At 69.3% G+C, this 13,623-nt stretch carries 17 protein-coding genes and 1 tRNA gene; 7 read left to right on the top strand and 11 right to left on the bottom strand.

Annotation, left to right across the window (positions count from 1 at the left end; all coding sequences use genetic code 11):
* Positions 1-4 precede the first annotated feature (4 nt).
* Both ACBI99_RS38715 and ACBI99_RS38710 read right to left on the bottom strand, forming a co-directional pair.
* Positions 5-1,219 carry a hypothetical protein gene (locus tag ACBI99_RS38715; protein WP_375074745.1) on the bottom strand — a complete coding sequence of 405 codons (1,215 nt, stop codon included), beginning with the start codon at positions 1,217-1,219 and terminating at the stop codon, positions 5-7.
* A complete protein-coding gene (locus ACBI99_RS38710; protein ID WP_364168263.1) occupies positions 1,216-1,686 on the bottom strand; it encodes a SigE family RNA polymerase sigma factor in 471 nt (156 codons plus the stop codon). The genes ACBI99_RS38715 and ACBI99_RS38710 overlap by 4 nt, the downstream gene beginning before the upstream one ends.
* A gap of 235 nt (positions 1,687-1,921) precedes the next feature.
* On the opposite strand from ACBI99_RS38710, the gene ACBI99_RS38705 reads away from it, so the two are divergent.
* Positions 1,922-3,103: an ATP-binding protein gene (locus tag ACBI99_RS38705; protein WP_219498763.1), complete on the top strand. Its 1,182-nt coding sequence runs from the start codon at positions 1,922-1,924 to the stop codon at positions 3,101-3,103.
* Between the two features lie 91 nt (positions 3,104-3,194).
* Here ACBI99_RS38705 and ACBI99_RS38700 read toward each other — a convergent pair whose 3' ends face one another.
* Positions 3,195-3,980: a MauE/DoxX family redox-associated membrane protein gene (locus ACBI99_RS38700; protein WP_375074744.1), complete on the bottom strand. Its 786-nt coding sequence runs from the start codon at positions 3,978-3,980 to the stop codon at positions 3,195-3,197.
* Between the two features lie 5 nt (positions 3,981-3,985).
* Positions 3,986-4,933 carry a hypothetical protein gene (locus ACBI99_RS38695; RefSeq protein ID WP_375074743.1) on the bottom strand — a complete coding sequence of 316 codons (948 nt, stop codon included), beginning with the start codon at positions 4,931-4,933 and terminating at the stop codon, positions 3,986-3,988.
* Between the two features lie 218 nt (positions 4,934-5,151).
* Here ACBI99_RS38695 and ACBI99_RS38690 point away from each other — a divergent pair, with 218 nt between their 5' ends.
* Positions 5,152-5,640 (top strand): SigE family RNA polymerase sigma factor, encoded by a 489-nt coding sequence (locus tag ACBI99_RS38690; protein ID WP_364168269.1) that lies wholly within the window; start codon positions 5,152-5,154, stop codon positions 5,638-5,640.
* On the opposite strand, the gene ACBI99_RS38685 is transcribed toward ACBI99_RS38690, so the two are convergent.
* Positions 5,609-6,091: a MarR family winged helix-turn-helix transcriptional regulator gene (locus tag ACBI99_RS38685; RefSeq protein ID WP_219498752.1), complete on the bottom strand. Its 483-nt coding sequence runs from the start codon at positions 6,089-6,091 to the stop codon at positions 5,609-5,611. The two genes, ACBI99_RS38690 and ACBI99_RS38685, sit on opposite strands and share 32 nt — an antisense overlap.
* Positions 6,092-6,186: 95 nt before the next feature.
* Between ACBI99_RS38685 and ACBI99_RS38680 the strand changes: the two genes are divergently transcribed.
* The 3 genes from ACBI99_RS38680 (at position 6,187) to ACBI99_RS38670 (ending at position 7,784) form a co-directional block, all read left to right on the top strand.
* The gene (locus tag ACBI99_RS38680; protein ID WP_375074742.1) at positions 6,187-6,756 is read left to right on the top strand and encodes a YceI family protein; all 570 of its coding nucleotides are present in this window, start codon (positions 6,187-6,189) and stop codon (positions 6,754-6,756) included.
* A 216-nt stretch (positions 6,757-6,972) separates the two neighbouring features.
* Positions 6,973-7,061: transfer RNA gene (locus ACBI99_RS38675), tRNA-Ser, on the top strand.
* Positions 7,062-7,196: 135 nt separating this feature from the next.
* The gene (locus ACBI99_RS38670) at positions 7,197-7,784 is read left to right on the top strand and encodes a hypothetical protein (protein ID WP_375074741.1); all 588 of its coding nucleotides are present in this window, start codon (positions 7,197-7,199) and stop codon (positions 7,782-7,784) included.
* On the opposite strand, the gene ACBI99_RS38665 is transcribed toward ACBI99_RS38670, so the two are convergent.
* The 3 genes from ACBI99_RS38665 to ACBI99_RS38655 all read right to left on the bottom strand — a co-directional run bounded on the left by ACBI99_RS38665 (position 7,779) and on the right by ACBI99_RS38655 (position 10,095).
* Positions 7,779-8,792: a DUF418 domain-containing protein gene (locus ACBI99_RS38665; protein WP_375074740.1), complete on the bottom strand. Its 1,014-nt coding sequence runs from the start codon at positions 8,790-8,792 to the stop codon at positions 7,779-7,781. The two genes, ACBI99_RS38670 and ACBI99_RS38665, sit on opposite strands and share 6 nt — an antisense overlap.
* A 115-nt stretch (positions 8,793-8,907) precedes the next feature.
* A complete protein-coding gene (locus ACBI99_RS38660) occupies positions 8,908-9,453 on the bottom strand; it encodes an SMI1/KNR4 family protein (protein WP_357591243.1) in 546 nt (181 codons plus the stop codon).
* A gap of 39 nt (positions 9,454-9,492) precedes the next feature.
* Positions 9,493-10,095 carry a hypothetical protein gene (locus ACBI99_RS38655; protein ID WP_375074739.1) on the bottom strand — a complete coding sequence of 201 codons (603 nt, stop codon included), beginning with the start codon at positions 10,093-10,095 and terminating at the stop codon, positions 9,493-9,495.
* 76 nt (positions 10,096-10,171) lie between these two features.
* Between ACBI99_RS38655 and ACBI99_RS38650 the strand changes: the two genes are divergently transcribed.
* Together ACBI99_RS38650 and ACBI99_RS38645 are read left to right on the top strand one after the other, a co-directional pair.
* Positions 10,172-10,774 (top strand): hypothetical protein, encoded by a 603-nt coding sequence (locus ACBI99_RS38650; RefSeq protein ID WP_375074738.1) that lies wholly within the window; start codon positions 10,172-10,174, stop codon positions 10,772-10,774.
* A 36-nt stretch (positions 10,775-10,810) separates the two neighbouring features.
* A complete protein-coding gene (locus ACBI99_RS38645) occupies positions 10,811-11,950 on the top strand; it encodes a glycosyltransferase family 4 protein (RefSeq protein WP_375074737.1) in 1,140 nt (379 codons plus the stop codon).
* 82 nt (positions 11,951-12,032) lie between these two features.
* Here the strand turns inward: ACBI99_RS38645 and ACBI99_RS38640 are convergent, their stop codons facing one another.
* From ACBI99_RS38640 to ACBI99_RS38630, 3 genes are read right to left on the bottom strand one after another with little or no spacing between them, the layout of a single operon-like run.
* Positions 12,033-12,338, bottom strand: a complete 306-nt coding sequence (locus ACBI99_RS38640) for a YbaB/EbfC family nucleoid-associated protein (protein ID WP_219498712.1) — start codon at positions 12,336-12,338, stop codon at positions 12,033-12,035.
* Between the two features lie 4 nt (positions 12,339-12,342).
* Positions 12,343-12,720, bottom strand: coding sequence for a YbaB/EbfC family nucleoid-associated protein (locus tag ACBI99_RS38635; protein ID WP_219498709.1), 378 nt, complete (start codon positions 12,718-12,720; stop codon positions 12,343-12,345).
* 5 nt (positions 12,721-12,725) lie between these two features.
* A complete protein-coding gene (locus ACBI99_RS38630) occupies positions 12,726-13,616 on the bottom strand; it encodes a hypothetical protein (RefSeq protein ID WP_219498706.1) in 891 nt (296 codons plus the stop codon).
* Positions 13,617-13,623: the final 7 nt, after the last annotated feature.

Genomic DNA, 13,623 nt, shown 5'->3' with positions numbered 1-13,623 from the left:
AACGCTATTGCGCCGGTGGGACCGCTGCCAAGTTCAGCACCCGGAACTTGTCCGGCTTGTCCCCCTTGGTGGCGCCCCAGTAGAAGACGGTGCTCGGTTCCGACGAGACGCCCGCCCCGTACCAGTTGCCCGGGTTGCCGAAGCTCACCATCGTGCCCGTCGCCAGGTCGTACACCGCATTGCCCGCCGCCAGGAACCGGTCCAGGATCGGGTAGCGCGCCACGCCCATGCCGATGCCGCGCGCGACCTCCCGGGGCGGCTGCGAGCCGTCGACGCGGCTGATGACCGTGCCGCGCTCCGCCCGGCCGTAACACCAGACCGGCCCGCAGCGCATGCCCTGCACGCCCGGCGGCGCCGCCACGGTGAGGCTGGAGCCGTCCTCCAGGTTCACCAGCCGGAGCTGGTTGTGGTCCAGATCCCCCGGCAGGTCGGCCACGTCGGTGGCCCAGGGCCACTGGATGAGGTGCAGGCCGTCGCTGCCCGGGACGCGCTCGGGCTCGATCCCGCCGAGCGGGTGCCGCCACACGCCGCCGTCGACCTCCGACCAGACGACGTGGTCGCCGTCCAGGCCGATCGCGTCGAGGTCGGCGTCCTGGCCCACGCGGCTGGCCACCAGCCTGGCCTCGCCGCCGGCCAGCGGGACCGTCCAGATGTCGCGGATCTGCGCGCCATCGCCCTGCTCGCCGTACGCGAACCAGGCGACGTTCGCGCCGTCCACGGTCACGCCCTGCACGATGTACTTCTTCAGCCGGTCGTCCTTCGGCACCTCGGCGACGAGCCTGGCCTTTCCGGTACGCGAGTCGTACACCTCGAACTTGCCGGCCTTCTCGAACGACGACTCGGCGCTGAGCAGGACCTCCGTGGGGCTGATGGCGGTGATGGGGCGGTAGCGCCAGCCGTCGGAGTTCCTGGCCGGCATGGTGAACACCGCCTCCGGCCACAGCTCCGCCGCCACCGCTTCCACCGGCTCGACGGGCACCGGGGCGATCGACGCCGTGGCCGTCGCCAGCGGCTGCGGGGCCTCCTGGACGGCGGTGCCCCTGAAGACCGCCGTGCCCGTGCCCGCGACCGCCACCACGGCCGCCGCGGCCAGCAGTTGCGCCCTTCTCCTGGCGCGCCGCCGCCTGCGCAGCCGGGCGACCCCCGCCAGCAGGTCCGGCTCCGGCGCGTCCGCGGCGCCCTGTCGCAGCGCTGCGACCAGCTCGTCCTCTGTCCTCACGCCCGTCCCCTTTCGAGCATCGCCGGCCTGACCCGGAGCGTGTTGAGCCCGCGGAACGCCTGGCTTCGCACCGTTCCTCGGGAGATGCCGAGGATGTCGGCGATCTCCTGGTCGGACAGGTCCTCGTAGTAGCGCAGCACCAGCACGGCGCGTTGCCGCCGCGGCAGGGTGGCGAGCTCTCTCCAGAGCTCGCCGGTGGAGTGGATGTCGGTGTAGGAGCCCTCGGGCAGCTCGCCCGTCAGGCGCTCGCGCCGCACCTTGCGCCACCAGCTCACGTGCTGGCGGGCCATGATCGTACGGACGTACGACTCCGGATTGTCCTTGTTGCGCACCCGCCGCCAGGTGTCGCTCAGCCGCAGCAGCGCCTCCTGCACCAGATCGGCGGCGTCATCGGCGTTGCCGGTGAGCACGTAGCCGTATCGCAGGAGGGCCGGCCCGCGGGCCCGGACGAAATCCTCGAACTCCACACCACCATGACGCCCGGGGTGGGCTCGGCTGTTGCAAACTTCTTTACCCGAAATCATCGCGCACCTGTTCGAGTCCGCGCTACAGTCTTAGGTACTCGAATCGAACAAGGGTTCGGCCTGGTGAGAGGGGGTGTGTCCGGTGACGGTGCTCGCGCTCGCCCCTGCCCGGACACGCCGTAGCGCTTTCTTCCCAAATCTAAGACGGCGGCTATATCCGGCAATAGAGTCCGAGAGCGTGGACCCTGTGCGCAACCCCTACGCCCCCGGAGCCGGACAGCGTCCGCCGGAGCTCGCCGGGCGCGACCGTGAGCTGCAGCAGTTCGAGGTCGTGCTGGAGCGGGTGGCCCGCGGCCGTCCCGAGCGCAGCATGGTCGTCACCGGCCTGCGCGGCGTCGGCAAGACCGTGCTCCTCAACACCTTCAAGTCCATGGCGATGCAGCGGCTGTGGGGCACGGGCAAGATCGAGGCCCGGCCCGACCAGTCGATCCGCCGTCCCGTCGCCGCCGCCCTGCACATGGCGATCCGCGAGCTGGCCCCGCGCCACCGCGCGCCCGAGCGCATCGAGGAGTTCCTGGGCGTGCTCAAGGCGTTCGCGATGCGCGACCCGGCCGCCGCCAAGGGCACCTCGCACTGGTCGCCCGGCATCGAGGTGCCGGCCAGCCGGGGCCGGGCCGACTCCGGCGACCTGGAGATCGACCTGACCGAGCTGTTCGTCGACGCCGCCGGCGTGGCCACCGACCTGGGCGTCGGCATCGCCCTGTTCATCGACGAGATGCAGGACGTGCAGGCCGCCGACGTCTCGGCGCTCTGCGCCGCCTGCCACGAGCTGTCGCAGTCCGGCGGCCCGCTCATCGTGGTCGGGGCCGGGCTGCCGCACCTGCCGAGCGTCCTGTCGGCCAGCAAGAGCTACAGCGAGCGGCTGTTCCGCTATGCGCGCATCGACAAGCTCGACCGGGAGGCCGCCGACCTGGCGCTCATCCTGCCCGCGCGCGAGGAGCAGGTCGAGTTCACCCAGGAGGCGCTCGACGCCCTCTACGAGGCGGCCGACGGCTATCCCTACTTCGTCCAGGCCTACGGCAAGGTGGCCTGGGACCTGGCGCTGCGCAGCCCGATCACGCTCGACGACGTCAAGGTGTCGGCCCCGGAGGCGGAGGAGGAGCTGGCCGTGGGCTTCTTCGGCAGCCGCTACGAGCGCGCCACCCCCGCCGAGCGCGACTACATGCACGCCATGGCGGAGATCGGCGACGAGCCGGTGCCCACCGCCGAGGTCGCCGAGGCGCTGGGCCGCAAGCCCTCCAGCCTCTCCCCTGCCCGCGACAGCCTCATCAAGAAGGGCCTGATCTACAGTGCCGAGCGCGGCCTGATCGCGTTCACGGTGCCGCATTTCGGGAGGTTCCTGCGTGCCCAACCGGTGTGAGCACCGCCCCTAGCCCTCTATTGGGCTGTCTAGTGGGGAAGCTAGACAGCCCAATAGAGTTCAATCGAGCGCTCTATAAGGCTGTCTACCGTCAGGCCGATACGGTCGTATATTCCGGCAGAGACTCCGCGCTCACCACCGCGACCCGCACCGCGGGCCGCCGCCCCGCCAGGTGCACGGCGAAGACCACGTCGTCCCGCTCGTGGTTCTGGAAGGCGAAGAAGCGCCAGCACAGCTCCCGCCAGCTGTCATAGGGCTCGGTGGTCGCCAGTTGCGCCGCGTGGGCCCGCCACGTGCCGCTCGACTTGAGCCGCGCCAGCGACACCCCCTCCTGCGGGCCGCGCCGCTGCTCGCACGGGGCCCGGTGCCGGGCCCGGTCGACCAGCTCGTCGATCTCCGGCGACAGCACCGCCAGCACCGCCGCCCCGGCCAGCGTGAACCCCCAGGCCGGCTCGGCGAACGCCGTCCAGCCCGGCGTCCCGGCCCACACCGCCATGAGCGCCATCCCGGTCAGCACCACGGTCCGGCCGATCGAACGCAGCCCGACCGGCGCCGAGCTCACCTCGCCGAAGCAGCCGCACCCGGCATCCGGCCGGCGCCTGCGCAGCTCCAGCAGCACGTACGTGGACAGCGCGAAGAACGTGACCGTCCCCCACCGGAACAGCGGGTGCGCCGAGACCAGCAGCCCGGCGGCGAGCACCAGCTCGACGACGCCGCACAGCAGCAGGGCCGGTTGCTGGAACCGGCCCGGCATCAGGACCGCCGGGCCCAGCCGGGCCAGCTCCCCCGGCTCCCGGCCCGACCGGACGACGGCGAACTTGGCCACCGTCCCCAGGACGAGCAGGACGATCAGGACAGGCACCTGTGAAGCCAGCACGTGTGTCACCCCAATCCGATCTGCGCGTTGAAACACCCGTTCACCAGGTCCCCGCCCAGCTCCACGTAGCTGGCCGGGGAGAGCTCGGTGATCCGGCCGCGTGGCGAGGTGCCGCACTCGACACACCGGTCGCAGAAGCGCCCGGCCACGCACCCGCACGCGACGATCGGCACGACCGCCGACCGGTTCGCGCACACGTTCTGGATCTGCAGCAGCGAGCCGATCGCCAGGTACGGCAGCGCCGCGCAGGACACGCCCGCGTCGGGGCAGCCCGCGTCCGAGCGCTCCACCATCGGGTACGCGGCGCCGCGCTCCTCGCCGTCGAACACGTCGGACCAGGTGATGGTGCCCGCGATGCGCGCCTGGGCGCCGGCGTACGACGGCGGTGGCGGCGGCACGGCCCGCGCCGGGTAGGCGGGCTGCGACGTGGCGGGCAGCAGCGCCAGCGTGGCGCCGTCCTTCCTGACCCCGATCGCGTCGAACAGGTAACCGGGCTCGAACTGGGGATGGCGCACCCGCAGCCGGCCCGTGGCGCGGTAGGGGATCACGATCGTGCGGCGGCCCCGGTGCGGGCCGCAGTCGAGCTCCACGGTGACGTCCTTGCGGCCTTCGATCGACACGATGGTGCCGGTCAGGCGTACGGTGTCGGCCCAGATCCGCTCGACGACCTTGCCTTCGCGCAACGCCCTCATCAGCACGGTGGCCCGTACCGGCAGGTCGGCCGGGGCGACGTCGCCGCCGTGCCACGCGGTCGCCCACGGCGCGATGACCAGGCGTTCCTGCCTCCCGTCTGGGGCCTCGACGGCGATCATGTGCGGGCTCACGTCGAGGATCTCGCCGGTGACCGCGCGCAGGGGCTCGCCCCCCTCCGGCCCCGGGCCCGGCGTCGTCGCCTCGCGCCCCAGCGCCGCCGCTGCCAGCACCCGGCGACGCTCAACATCAGGAAAGCCCATCCGCCCCTCCCTCGTCCCGGGTACCAGAGTCACACGCATGCGGCTGGGCCAGGGCCTTCCACCGCACACGGGAGCAAAATACGCATCCCCCGGGGAAGGAGATGACATCCGGCGTCATACAAACTGCCACCGACCTTGACTGACCTTTATCCACGGCGGGCCGAATCCTGAATTGCGGTTCTGCCTGAATGCGGCCCCGGGCTGGGATTCTGGCCGGGATGCAGAGATTCGACGAGGAGTTCCGCGAGTACGTGATGACGCGCGGCCCTGCGCTGCTGCGTGCCGCCAAGCAGCTGACCGGACACCCTCTGGATGCGGAGGATCTCCTGCAGAGCGCACTGACCAAGACATACCTCGCATGGGACCGCATCCAGGACCGGGGGGCGCTCGACGGGTACGTGCGTCGGGCGATGGTCAACATCAACATCTCCCAGTGGCGACGGCGCAAGCTGGAAGAGTACCCGTCCGACGAGTTGCCCGAGGTGGTTACGCCGGTAGAAGCCTGCGGCGACGTGCACGAGCGGCTCGAACTGGCCCTGCAGAAGCTGCCCGAGCGGATGCGGGCGGCCATCGTGCTGCGCTACTACGAGGACATGACCGAGCCGGAGATCGCCAGCGCGCTGGGGATCAGCGTCGGCACGGTGAAGAGCACGGTGTCGCGGGCCATGGCCAAGCTCAGGAGTGAACTGGGTCTGCCCCGGCCGTAGCGCAGGGCCGTACGACCTGCCGGATCTTGCGCAGCGTGGCCAGGAACGTCTCCAGCTCGGCGGAGCTCAGCAGCCCGGTCAGGCACTCGTCGATGTCCTCCAGGTGGCGGGGCAGCACCTCTTCCAGCTTGTCGCGGCCGGATCCGGTGAGCGTGGCGTAGGAGGCCCGCCGATCGGTGGCGCACGCCTCGCGGGAGACCAGGCCGTCACGTTCCAAACGGTCGATCACGCGGGTCACGCCACTCGTGGACAGACCGGTCTGCGCGGCCAGATCGGTCATCCGGAGCTGCTGACGCGGCGAACGCCCCAGCCTGACCAGGGTCTCGAAGTCGACGTCCGACAGCCCGGCCGCGCTGAACACCGGCTGCATCCTGGCCGTCAGCCCGGCATGCACCTCCGCCAGCAGGCCCATGGCCGTCAGCCTGGGGTCGTCAATGTTCGTCACGCTCATACCCTAACGGACGTTGGTTGACGCGCGGAATATTCCTCGTGTAGAAATTTGTTGGCGCAAACGTCCGCACAACAAGCTCCATCGGAGGGAACCCCATGAGCACGCGCACCTGGAACGGCCTGACCGTCCCCGCCGCCGGCACCTACACGCTCGACGTCGCCCACACCACCATCGGCTTCGTGGTCAAGCACATGATGGTCAGCAAGGTACGCGGCAGCTTCTCCAACTTCTCCGGTTCCGTCACGATCGCCGAGAACCCGCTGGACTCGTCCGCCGAGCTCACGATCAAGACCGAGAGCATCTCCACCGGCGTGGCCGACCGCGACGGCCACCTGCGCAGCGACGACTTCCTCGCCGTGGACAAGTTCCCGGAGATCACCTTCAGGAGCACCCGCGTCACCGACCACTCGGGCGACGAGTTCACCGTCGTCGGCGACCTCACGATCCGCGAGGTCACCAAGGAGGTCGAGCTCACGGTCGAGTACGGCGGCGCCGGCACCAACCCGTGGGGCCAGGCCGTCTGGGGCTTCTCCATCAACACCGAGTTCGACCGCGAGGACTTCGGCCTCACCTGGAACCAGGCCCTGGAGACGGGCGGCGTCCTGGTCGGCAAGAAGATCAAGGTCGAGATCGAGGGCGAGGCCAACCCGGCGGCCGCCGCCTAGGTTTCGCGGTTGTCCACAGCGGGGGGTTATCCACAGCCCTGAGCCCGCTCCTGACCAGGAGCGGGCTTTGTCCACAGCCGGTTACCCACAGGGTGTGGACAACTCGCTGGACACTGATTGGACAGCGACGAGGCGGCCGCGCGGGGACGCGTGACGGGAACCGCTTTGCCGCACTGCCAGAAGGCCGGTACGCTGTCCTGAGCCACGTGGCTACCAGGAGGATTCGCCTAGTCAGGTCTATGGCGCCGCACTGCTAATGCGGTTTGGTGGCAACACCATCCGGGGTTCAAATCCCCGATCCTCCGCAGGTTGAAGGCCCTCGCCCCTTGGATGGGGAGAGGGCCTTTTGATTTTTCGACGTGTGCTGTGACTGGCCGGCCGAGTCGTGCGCAGCGGAAATGCGTTGGCCCATGACGCCCGTCTCGGGTGATGCTGTACCGATGTCGTCATCGTTGCTGACCCAGGCGGAGTACGAACGTACGGCTGCCATGTTGCGAGGTCGGCGTATCCAGAGGGTCGTCTACTACCCGTTGATGGGCGGCGACGACGGTTGCGACGTCGAGGAGTGGGACTTCGGGACGTGGCACCAGCCGACCATGGGGGTGGAACTTTTCACCGACTGTGGTGCCTGCTTCTCGGCTGTGTGGGGCAGCAGTTTCGACCACTTCGGGCTTGAAGTCTTCCCTGAGCCGATGACCGCTCACCTGCGGCTGATCGGGCAGCCCGGCGGGTCGGCGGCGGTGGACGTGACGGATCACCCACGCTGGTCGGGCCTCGTCGGCAGAAAAGTCACCCGCGTCGATATCGCCTGGTCCTCAGACTCCGCGAGCGGCCTCCCGACGCCGAACGCGGTCAGGTTGTGCTCGCGGGAGGAGGTCGTGTGGATAGCCGTCGCGAGCCCGGCGGAATGGCCGCCAGCCGAGGTCTACCACCTGGGCACGGACGATGTCATGGTCGTCTTCACCGCTGAGTTCGCGGCCAAGGTAGGCATTCCCTCTGTCGGCACCGGCCACGGCTCCGGTTCATGACGTCCTGGTTCGGCTGAGGCGTGGGCGGTGCAGCCAGGTGGTCCAGCGCCAGAGCCACTCCAGGGGCCCCTGGCGGTAGTGGCGTAGCCAGAGGGCGCTGAACAGCCACTGGGTCAGGAGGATGGCCCCCGCGGTCCAGTACGCCGTCTCCAAGGACTGGCCGATCGGCAGGCCGAGGACTCGACTGGCAACCAGTACGAGGAGTGTGGCGGTCAGGTAGTTGGTCAGCGCCATCCGGCCCAGTGGCGCGAAGACGAACTGCAGCACCGGTCGCAGCGGCGTTCGGAGCAGGAGCAGCAGGCCGCACACGTACACGCCGACGAGCAGCAGGTCGGCGAGGCTCGTCACGGCGGGCAGGTGCGTCGTGGCGCCCACGGCCCGCAGGCCGGCCTTCGCCCACAGGGCGGTTGCCAGTGCCGCCGCGAAGAGCAGGCCCAGCAGGAGCGGCCCTCGGGTGGACTGCTCGATCCGCTCGATCACGCCATAGCGGACCAGGGCCGAGCCGAGGACGAAGAGCCCGGCGATCAGCAGGGGCCCGCCCACGCCGAAGATTATCGCCGCCGGGATGAGTGCCGCGGCGAGGCTGGCCATGGCCCACCGCGGCAGCCAGGTCGAGGGCAGCAGCACCAGCATGCCGACGATGGCGTAGATGGTGAGGATCTCGCCTGGCCAGAGCAGCATGTGTACGAGACCGATCGCGAGCAACGCCAGCAGCCGGCGCAGCAGGACCAGGCGGGGGCGGGGGGCGCGGTTCGCGGCGGAGCTCAGCAGCAGTGCGAACCCGATGCCGAACAGCAGCGAGAAGATCGGCAACCCCAGCCAGGGGTCCCAGTCGCCCATGGGCTGCACCACGACGGCGGAGGCGCCGGTGGCTATGAGTTGGATGTTGGCGAGCAGGATCTCGCACAGCGCGAACCCGCGCAGCACGTCGAGCGCAATGATCCGGGGCCGCCCCAGGGACGGGAGGCGGTGGCTGGACGGGGCCTCGGGGAGGTCTTCGCGTGGCATGGGGCCTCATCCTGTATGGCCTCCCGGGGGGACGGCACCGGTCCAAAGCAGGATCCGGCGCGTCCGGGATCGTCCTTTCGGCCGGTTCGATGAGGACGAGGCACAGCCGGTCAGGTCAGCTACTCGCTGAAAGTCGTTGCCGGGCCGCCTCCCACGGCCGCATCCCGCCGTCTTCGCCGGCGTCCTCCTCGTACCAGCCCGTCCCCGAAAGCCACGTCTCCAGCCAGCCGGCCAGCCCTTCGGCGTCGACGTACCACGCCTGGGACCACTCGTCGTCGACGCCGTTCGGCTCGAAGAGCAGCACGGCGCCCTCGGCGCTGCGGCAGTCCACGGCGGCGAACATGCCGCATCCCCAGTCGAGGACCGGCAGGACGTCCGCAGGCCAGTGCGGAGCCCCGTCCGCAAGCTCCTCGCGTTCCTCGCGGTAGACACTGACCGCGGTACGGCCTTCGCCCACGAGCGGAAGGAGCTGGTAGTCGGGGCCGAAGCCGCCGTTGGCCACCTCGCGGTAGAGCCGGACGAGCAGAGGGGGAAGGCTGAACCCCAGGGTGCTCTCCGCCTGCGCCACCTCCTCGGCCGTGGCAGGGGGAGGCAGCTGCTGCTCCGCGGTCGCGTACGCCTTCGCCCGCACCCGCTGAAGAAGGTCGTCCAGGTTCGTCACGGCGATGATGTTGCCATCCGGCCCCGACATTCTCGGCTGTCAGGCGGAGGGAGCAGAGCGGTGGAGGCGATCCCAGGCGAAGCGCCGGCGTTCCGCTGGCAGCCCCTGGTCTCTCATGGCCCGATCCAGCAGGTCCACCTCACACCCGTGCGCGCTCAGGTGGCGGAGAAGGGGCTCGTACCGGTCGGCTCTGTCCCGTACGAGCTCCGTCGCCAGCCGTAGCTCCAGCCGAACCGCGGGGACCCGGTGCGAGCCGCATGCGACCCATACGTAGTGCTGCCACGGGCCGCGCCCGATGCATTCCATCCCGTCGGAGTCGAACGGTTTCTCGACGGTGCTCATCTCCACCTTGACCCCGCGCACCTCGTACCTGGCGAAGTATTGCGAGGACTCCGGAATCCACGAGGCAGCGTAAAGGCAGGGAAACGAGGCGAGCGCGGCGCCGAACGTGTCGACGTCCTCCCGTCGCGCCACCAGAAGGTCGATGTCACCGACAGGAAGATGAACCCCCTGAAGAAGGGCCGCGCTCGTACCCCCGAGGCGGTAGGTGATGTCGGCGCCTGCGGCTCGCATGATGGTGAGCACCGTGTCCAGCGCCGCAGTGATGTCCGCCAGTTGGGGAAGTGTTTCGCCGTTGTCCATGAGGCGCAGCGTAAGAGCCTGAGGATCCAGTATGTCAGGGCACCGGAGAGCCGGGGCGGGCCTACACTCGGCGCGCATGCGACTGAAGGCGATCTTGGCGCTGTTCGCCGTGTACGCCGTCACGGCGGCGCCCGAGTTCCTGCCCGGCGAGTGGCGGGTGATCGTGCAGCCCGCGACGAGCGACGCCGCCGAGGTCTACTACCAACCGGTTTCACCCGTGCTGCTCCGGTCGCACGAGGGCATCGAGCCCTTCCAGGACGCCCAGCAAGCCGCCCTGCGACGGGCCGAGCTTCACCCGCACGATCTGGCTCCGCCGTACATCCTGTACGAGCCGTACCGGCTGGTCGCCCCCTACGTCACCACGCGAGGACGCGCGCTTGCCTCGCCCCCGATCTCCGGGGTGAGCCGGTCGGATGGGAAACCCGTTCCGTACGTGATCGTGCCCCAGGTCCGGCCGGCGGAGAACAGCCAGGCGGAACTCACCGCGTTGATGGAGGCGGAACGCGGACCGATCGACGAGCCTGAAGTGTGGGGCATGGGAATCAGGCCGGAGCTCAGCCGGATCACCCTCCAGACCAATGCCTTCGATCAGGGCTTACGCCGCCGGCTGGCCAAGCAATACGGCGGACTCGTCACCATCGAATGGGACCCCTCCGGCCAACGCCCGCAGCTCGACTGAGAATGGGGAGGCGGCCGGCGTGAAACACTGCACGGCGTGCGCGAATATCTGTACCTCGTTCTCACGGCAGCGGTGGCGACGTACATCCTCGTGCCACTCGTTCGCAGATTCGCCGTCTCCATAGGCGCGATGCCCGAGGTCAGAGAGCGCGACGTGCATGCCACCCCGACGCCCCGGCTGGGCGGGCTGGCCATGTGCGCGGGTTTGGTGACGACCCTTCTGATCGCCGCTCGGCTCGACAAGTCGGGCGCCAAGCTCGCGGACAGCAATTTCCTTTACGGGCTGGTCATTTCCTGCGTCGTCATCGTGGCTCTCGGCTTTCTTGACGACTGGCTGGGTCTCGGCTCGCTCACGAAGCTCTGTGGGCAGATCGCCGCAGGTGGAGTGCTGTCCTTCTTCGGAATCAGGCTACCGTGGATACCGCTCCCCAACGGGGCGACGTACATACTCGACAGCACGCTGAGCACGATAGTCACCATCGGCATCGTCGTGGCCATCATCAATTCGCTGAACTTCGTCGACGGGCTCGACGGCCTGGCCGCGGGCATAACAACGATTGCCGCGGCCGGGGTATGGCTTTATTCGATCATGCTTTCCCAGCATCTGAGCGGCGATCGCATTCAGGTGACCGCCATCATGTCCGCCATTCTGATCGGCGTCTGCCTAGGGTTCCTGCCGCACAACTTTCACCCCGCGCGGATTTTCATGGGCGACACAGGCTCCATGCTCCTGGGGCTGGTGCTTGCGACCTCCATGGTGCTGGTGACATCGGATATCGCGCCGGACGCGGTTGCCGAGGTGAACCGCTTTCCGATGGTCATTCCCCTTGTCCTGCCCGTTGCGCTGATCGCCGTGCCTCTCATAGACCTTTTGAGCGCCGTCATACGCAGGACGTCCCACGGGAAATCCCCGTTCGCCCCGGATCGGGGGCACCTTCACCACGTCATTCTGGACAGCGGACACTCCCACACCCGGACGGTGCTCATTCTCTACGCCTGGGCAGGCATCTTCACGTTCGGCGTGGTGGCCCTCGCCCTGGGCGGTGTTCCGCTGGTCGTTCTCCTGGTCGCAGTAGTGTTCGCGCTGCTGGTCCTGGCGCTCACCCTTCACCCTCGCCTGCGCGCCGCGAGTGATTCCGCAGCTGCACGGGAACACAGGGGCACAACACGCCCATAGGCCCCAGGCAGCTCCCGGATCATGCGCGGAGACCGGCTTCGTACGGCAGCTCGAAGGCTCGTGGTCGGGGCGGAATGAGCCTTCAGGGCTTCTGGCGGGGTCCTGGGTGCAGGTCGGTGAGCAGGGCGTCCCTGGAGGCGGTGGCGGCTTCCTCGGCCGTGCTGATGGCCTGCAGGATGGCGGCGGCGAGGTTGGTGGCGTCCAGGCGTCGTCGGGTGCGTGGGGAGATGTCCAGGCGGGTGAGGGCGCCGAGGGCGTCGGTGACGGCAACGATGCCGCCGTCGTCGGCCCGGCCGGTGAACTCGGCGGCGCTCCACTCGTCCACCCGCGCCTCCGCTCGTGCGGCGGCGGCGATCAGCTCCTCCAGGCGCGCGTTCGCGTCCTGCATGCGTTCACTCCCCCTTCAGCACGTTGCGGATGTAGCCCTCCAGCGGGTCGGCCGCGCTGCCGGCGGCGCCCGGGACGCTCAGGCCCTCGATGACCTCCTCCAGCCGCTCCCCCATCGTGGCGTGGGCGGCGGCGATCGCGTCCAGCACGGCCTGGGCGAGCCGCAGGTGGTCCAGGTCGCGGGAGAGGCGCGGGTCGATGGTCAGGGCGCGCAGGCGTCCGCCGCCGGACACCACGGCGCGTACGGCCCCGCTCGGGTCCGTGCCTTCCAGGCGTTCCTGCTGCAGGTCGCTCATCGCCCCGGACAGCGCGCCGGCCCAGCTCTCGGCCTCGCGCAGCAGCCCGGAGAGGTTGTCGGGCCGCCCTTCTGCGAACGATTCCACGTGCCTCATGTCGTGGCCTGCGGCTGCTTGGGCTGCTGGGGCTGTTGCGGCTGGGAGGCCGGGACCCAGTATTCCTTCAGCCGGAAGGGGTCGGCGATCGCGGGCGTGAGGTTGAGGTCGCGCGCCCCCATGTCGGGGTTGCCGCTCTTGTAGAAGGCGCCTCGCAGCTCGTTGAGCTTGAGTTCGAGCTTGTTGAGATCGCCTTCGTACGAGTTGTACACGTCGGCGAACTGCTTGACCATGTTCCCCGCCATGCTCATGAACACGCCCACCTGGGTCCACAGCGCGACCTTGCCGACCGGGTGGGCGCTGAGCGAGGCGATGGTGCGCAGCACGGGCGCGGAGGAGGCGTACAGGCTGAACACCGACAGGTCGTACTCCAGCACCTCCTTGAACTGGCTGTGCATGGTGCTGCTCATCTCGCCGGAGATCTTGCCGAGCTGGCTGTAGAGGCCGTTGACGTTGAATCGCACGTACTGCTGCAGGGTTTCGACCGCGCGGCCCTTCCAGTTGGGCGCGATGTCGTCGAAGAACGACCGCCACAGGTCGGAGCGGCTGCCTTCGAGCTGCCCGGCCATGTCCTTCCACTGTTCGCGCCGGTCGTAGAACAGGAACGGGTTGCCCATGTTGAGGGTGGCCGCCACGTCCAGCGCGAGTGCCGCGACGCCGAGGCCGGAGATGACCATGGCGCTCCGGGTGGTCTGGCGCAGGGGGTTGAGCTGCGAGATCAGCCGCCGGTAGAAGCCGGGGTCGGTGCGCGGCTGCGGCGGCGAGACGGTGATGGTGCGCTGCACGGCGCCCCGGGCGTTGGCGACGTGCAACTGCTGGCCGCCGGCAGGAGGCGTGGTCTGACCCGGCACGATCAGTTTCGGCGGTTCGCCGGATGGGGTGGTCATCGCGGGG

Origin of the sequence: Nonomuraea sp. ATR24, assembly GCF_041950485.1 — a bacterium.
GTDB lineage: Bacteria > Actinomycetota > Actinomycetes > Streptosporangiales > Streptosporangiaceae > Nonomuraea > Nonomuraea ceibae.
This window is presented reverse-complemented; position numbering and strand designations above follow the sequence as displayed.

Bases quoted from the DNA above. Each gene is read 5' to 3' on its own strand.
- ACBI99_RS38650 (WP_375074738.1), top strand. From the start codon at position 10,172: ATGCGACTGAAGGCGATCTTGGCGCTGTTCGCCGTGTACGCCGTCACG.
- ACBI99_RS38695 (WP_375074743.1), bottom strand. From the start codon at position 4,933: ATGGGCTTTCCTGATGTTGAGCGTCGCCGGGTGCTGGCAGCGGCGGCG.
- ACBI99_RS38640 (WP_219498712.1), bottom strand. From the start codon at position 12,338: ATGCAGGACGCGAACGCGCGCCTGGAGGAGCTGATCGCCGCCGCCGCA.
- ACBI99_RS38680 (WP_375074742.1), top strand. From the start codon at position 6,187: ATGAGCACGCGCACCTGGAACGGCCTGACCGTCCCCGCCGCCGGCACC.
- ACBI99_RS38630 (WP_219498706.1), bottom strand. From the start codon at position 13,616: ATGACCACCCCATCCGGCGAACCGCCGAAACTGATCGTGCCGGGTCAG.
- ACBI99_RS38655 (WP_375074739.1), bottom strand. From the start codon at position 10,095: ATGGACAACGGCGAAACACTTCCCCAACTGGCGGACATCACTGCGGCG.
- ACBI99_RS38670 (WP_375074741.1), top strand. From the start codon at position 7,197: ATGTCGTCATCGTTGCTGACCCAGGCGGAGTACGAACGTACGGCTGCC.
- ACBI99_RS38685 (WP_219498752.1), bottom strand. From the start codon at position 6,091: ATGAGCGTGACGAACATTGACGACCCCAGGCTGACGGCCATGGGCCTG.
- ACBI99_RS38665 (WP_375074740.1), bottom strand. From the start codon at position 8,792: ATGCCACGCGAAGACCTCCCCGAGGCCCCGTCCAGCCACCGCCTCCCG.
- ACBI99_RS38690 (WP_364168269.1), top strand. From the start codon at position 5,152: ATGCAGAGATTCGACGAGGAGTTCCGCGAGTACGTGATGACGCGCGGC.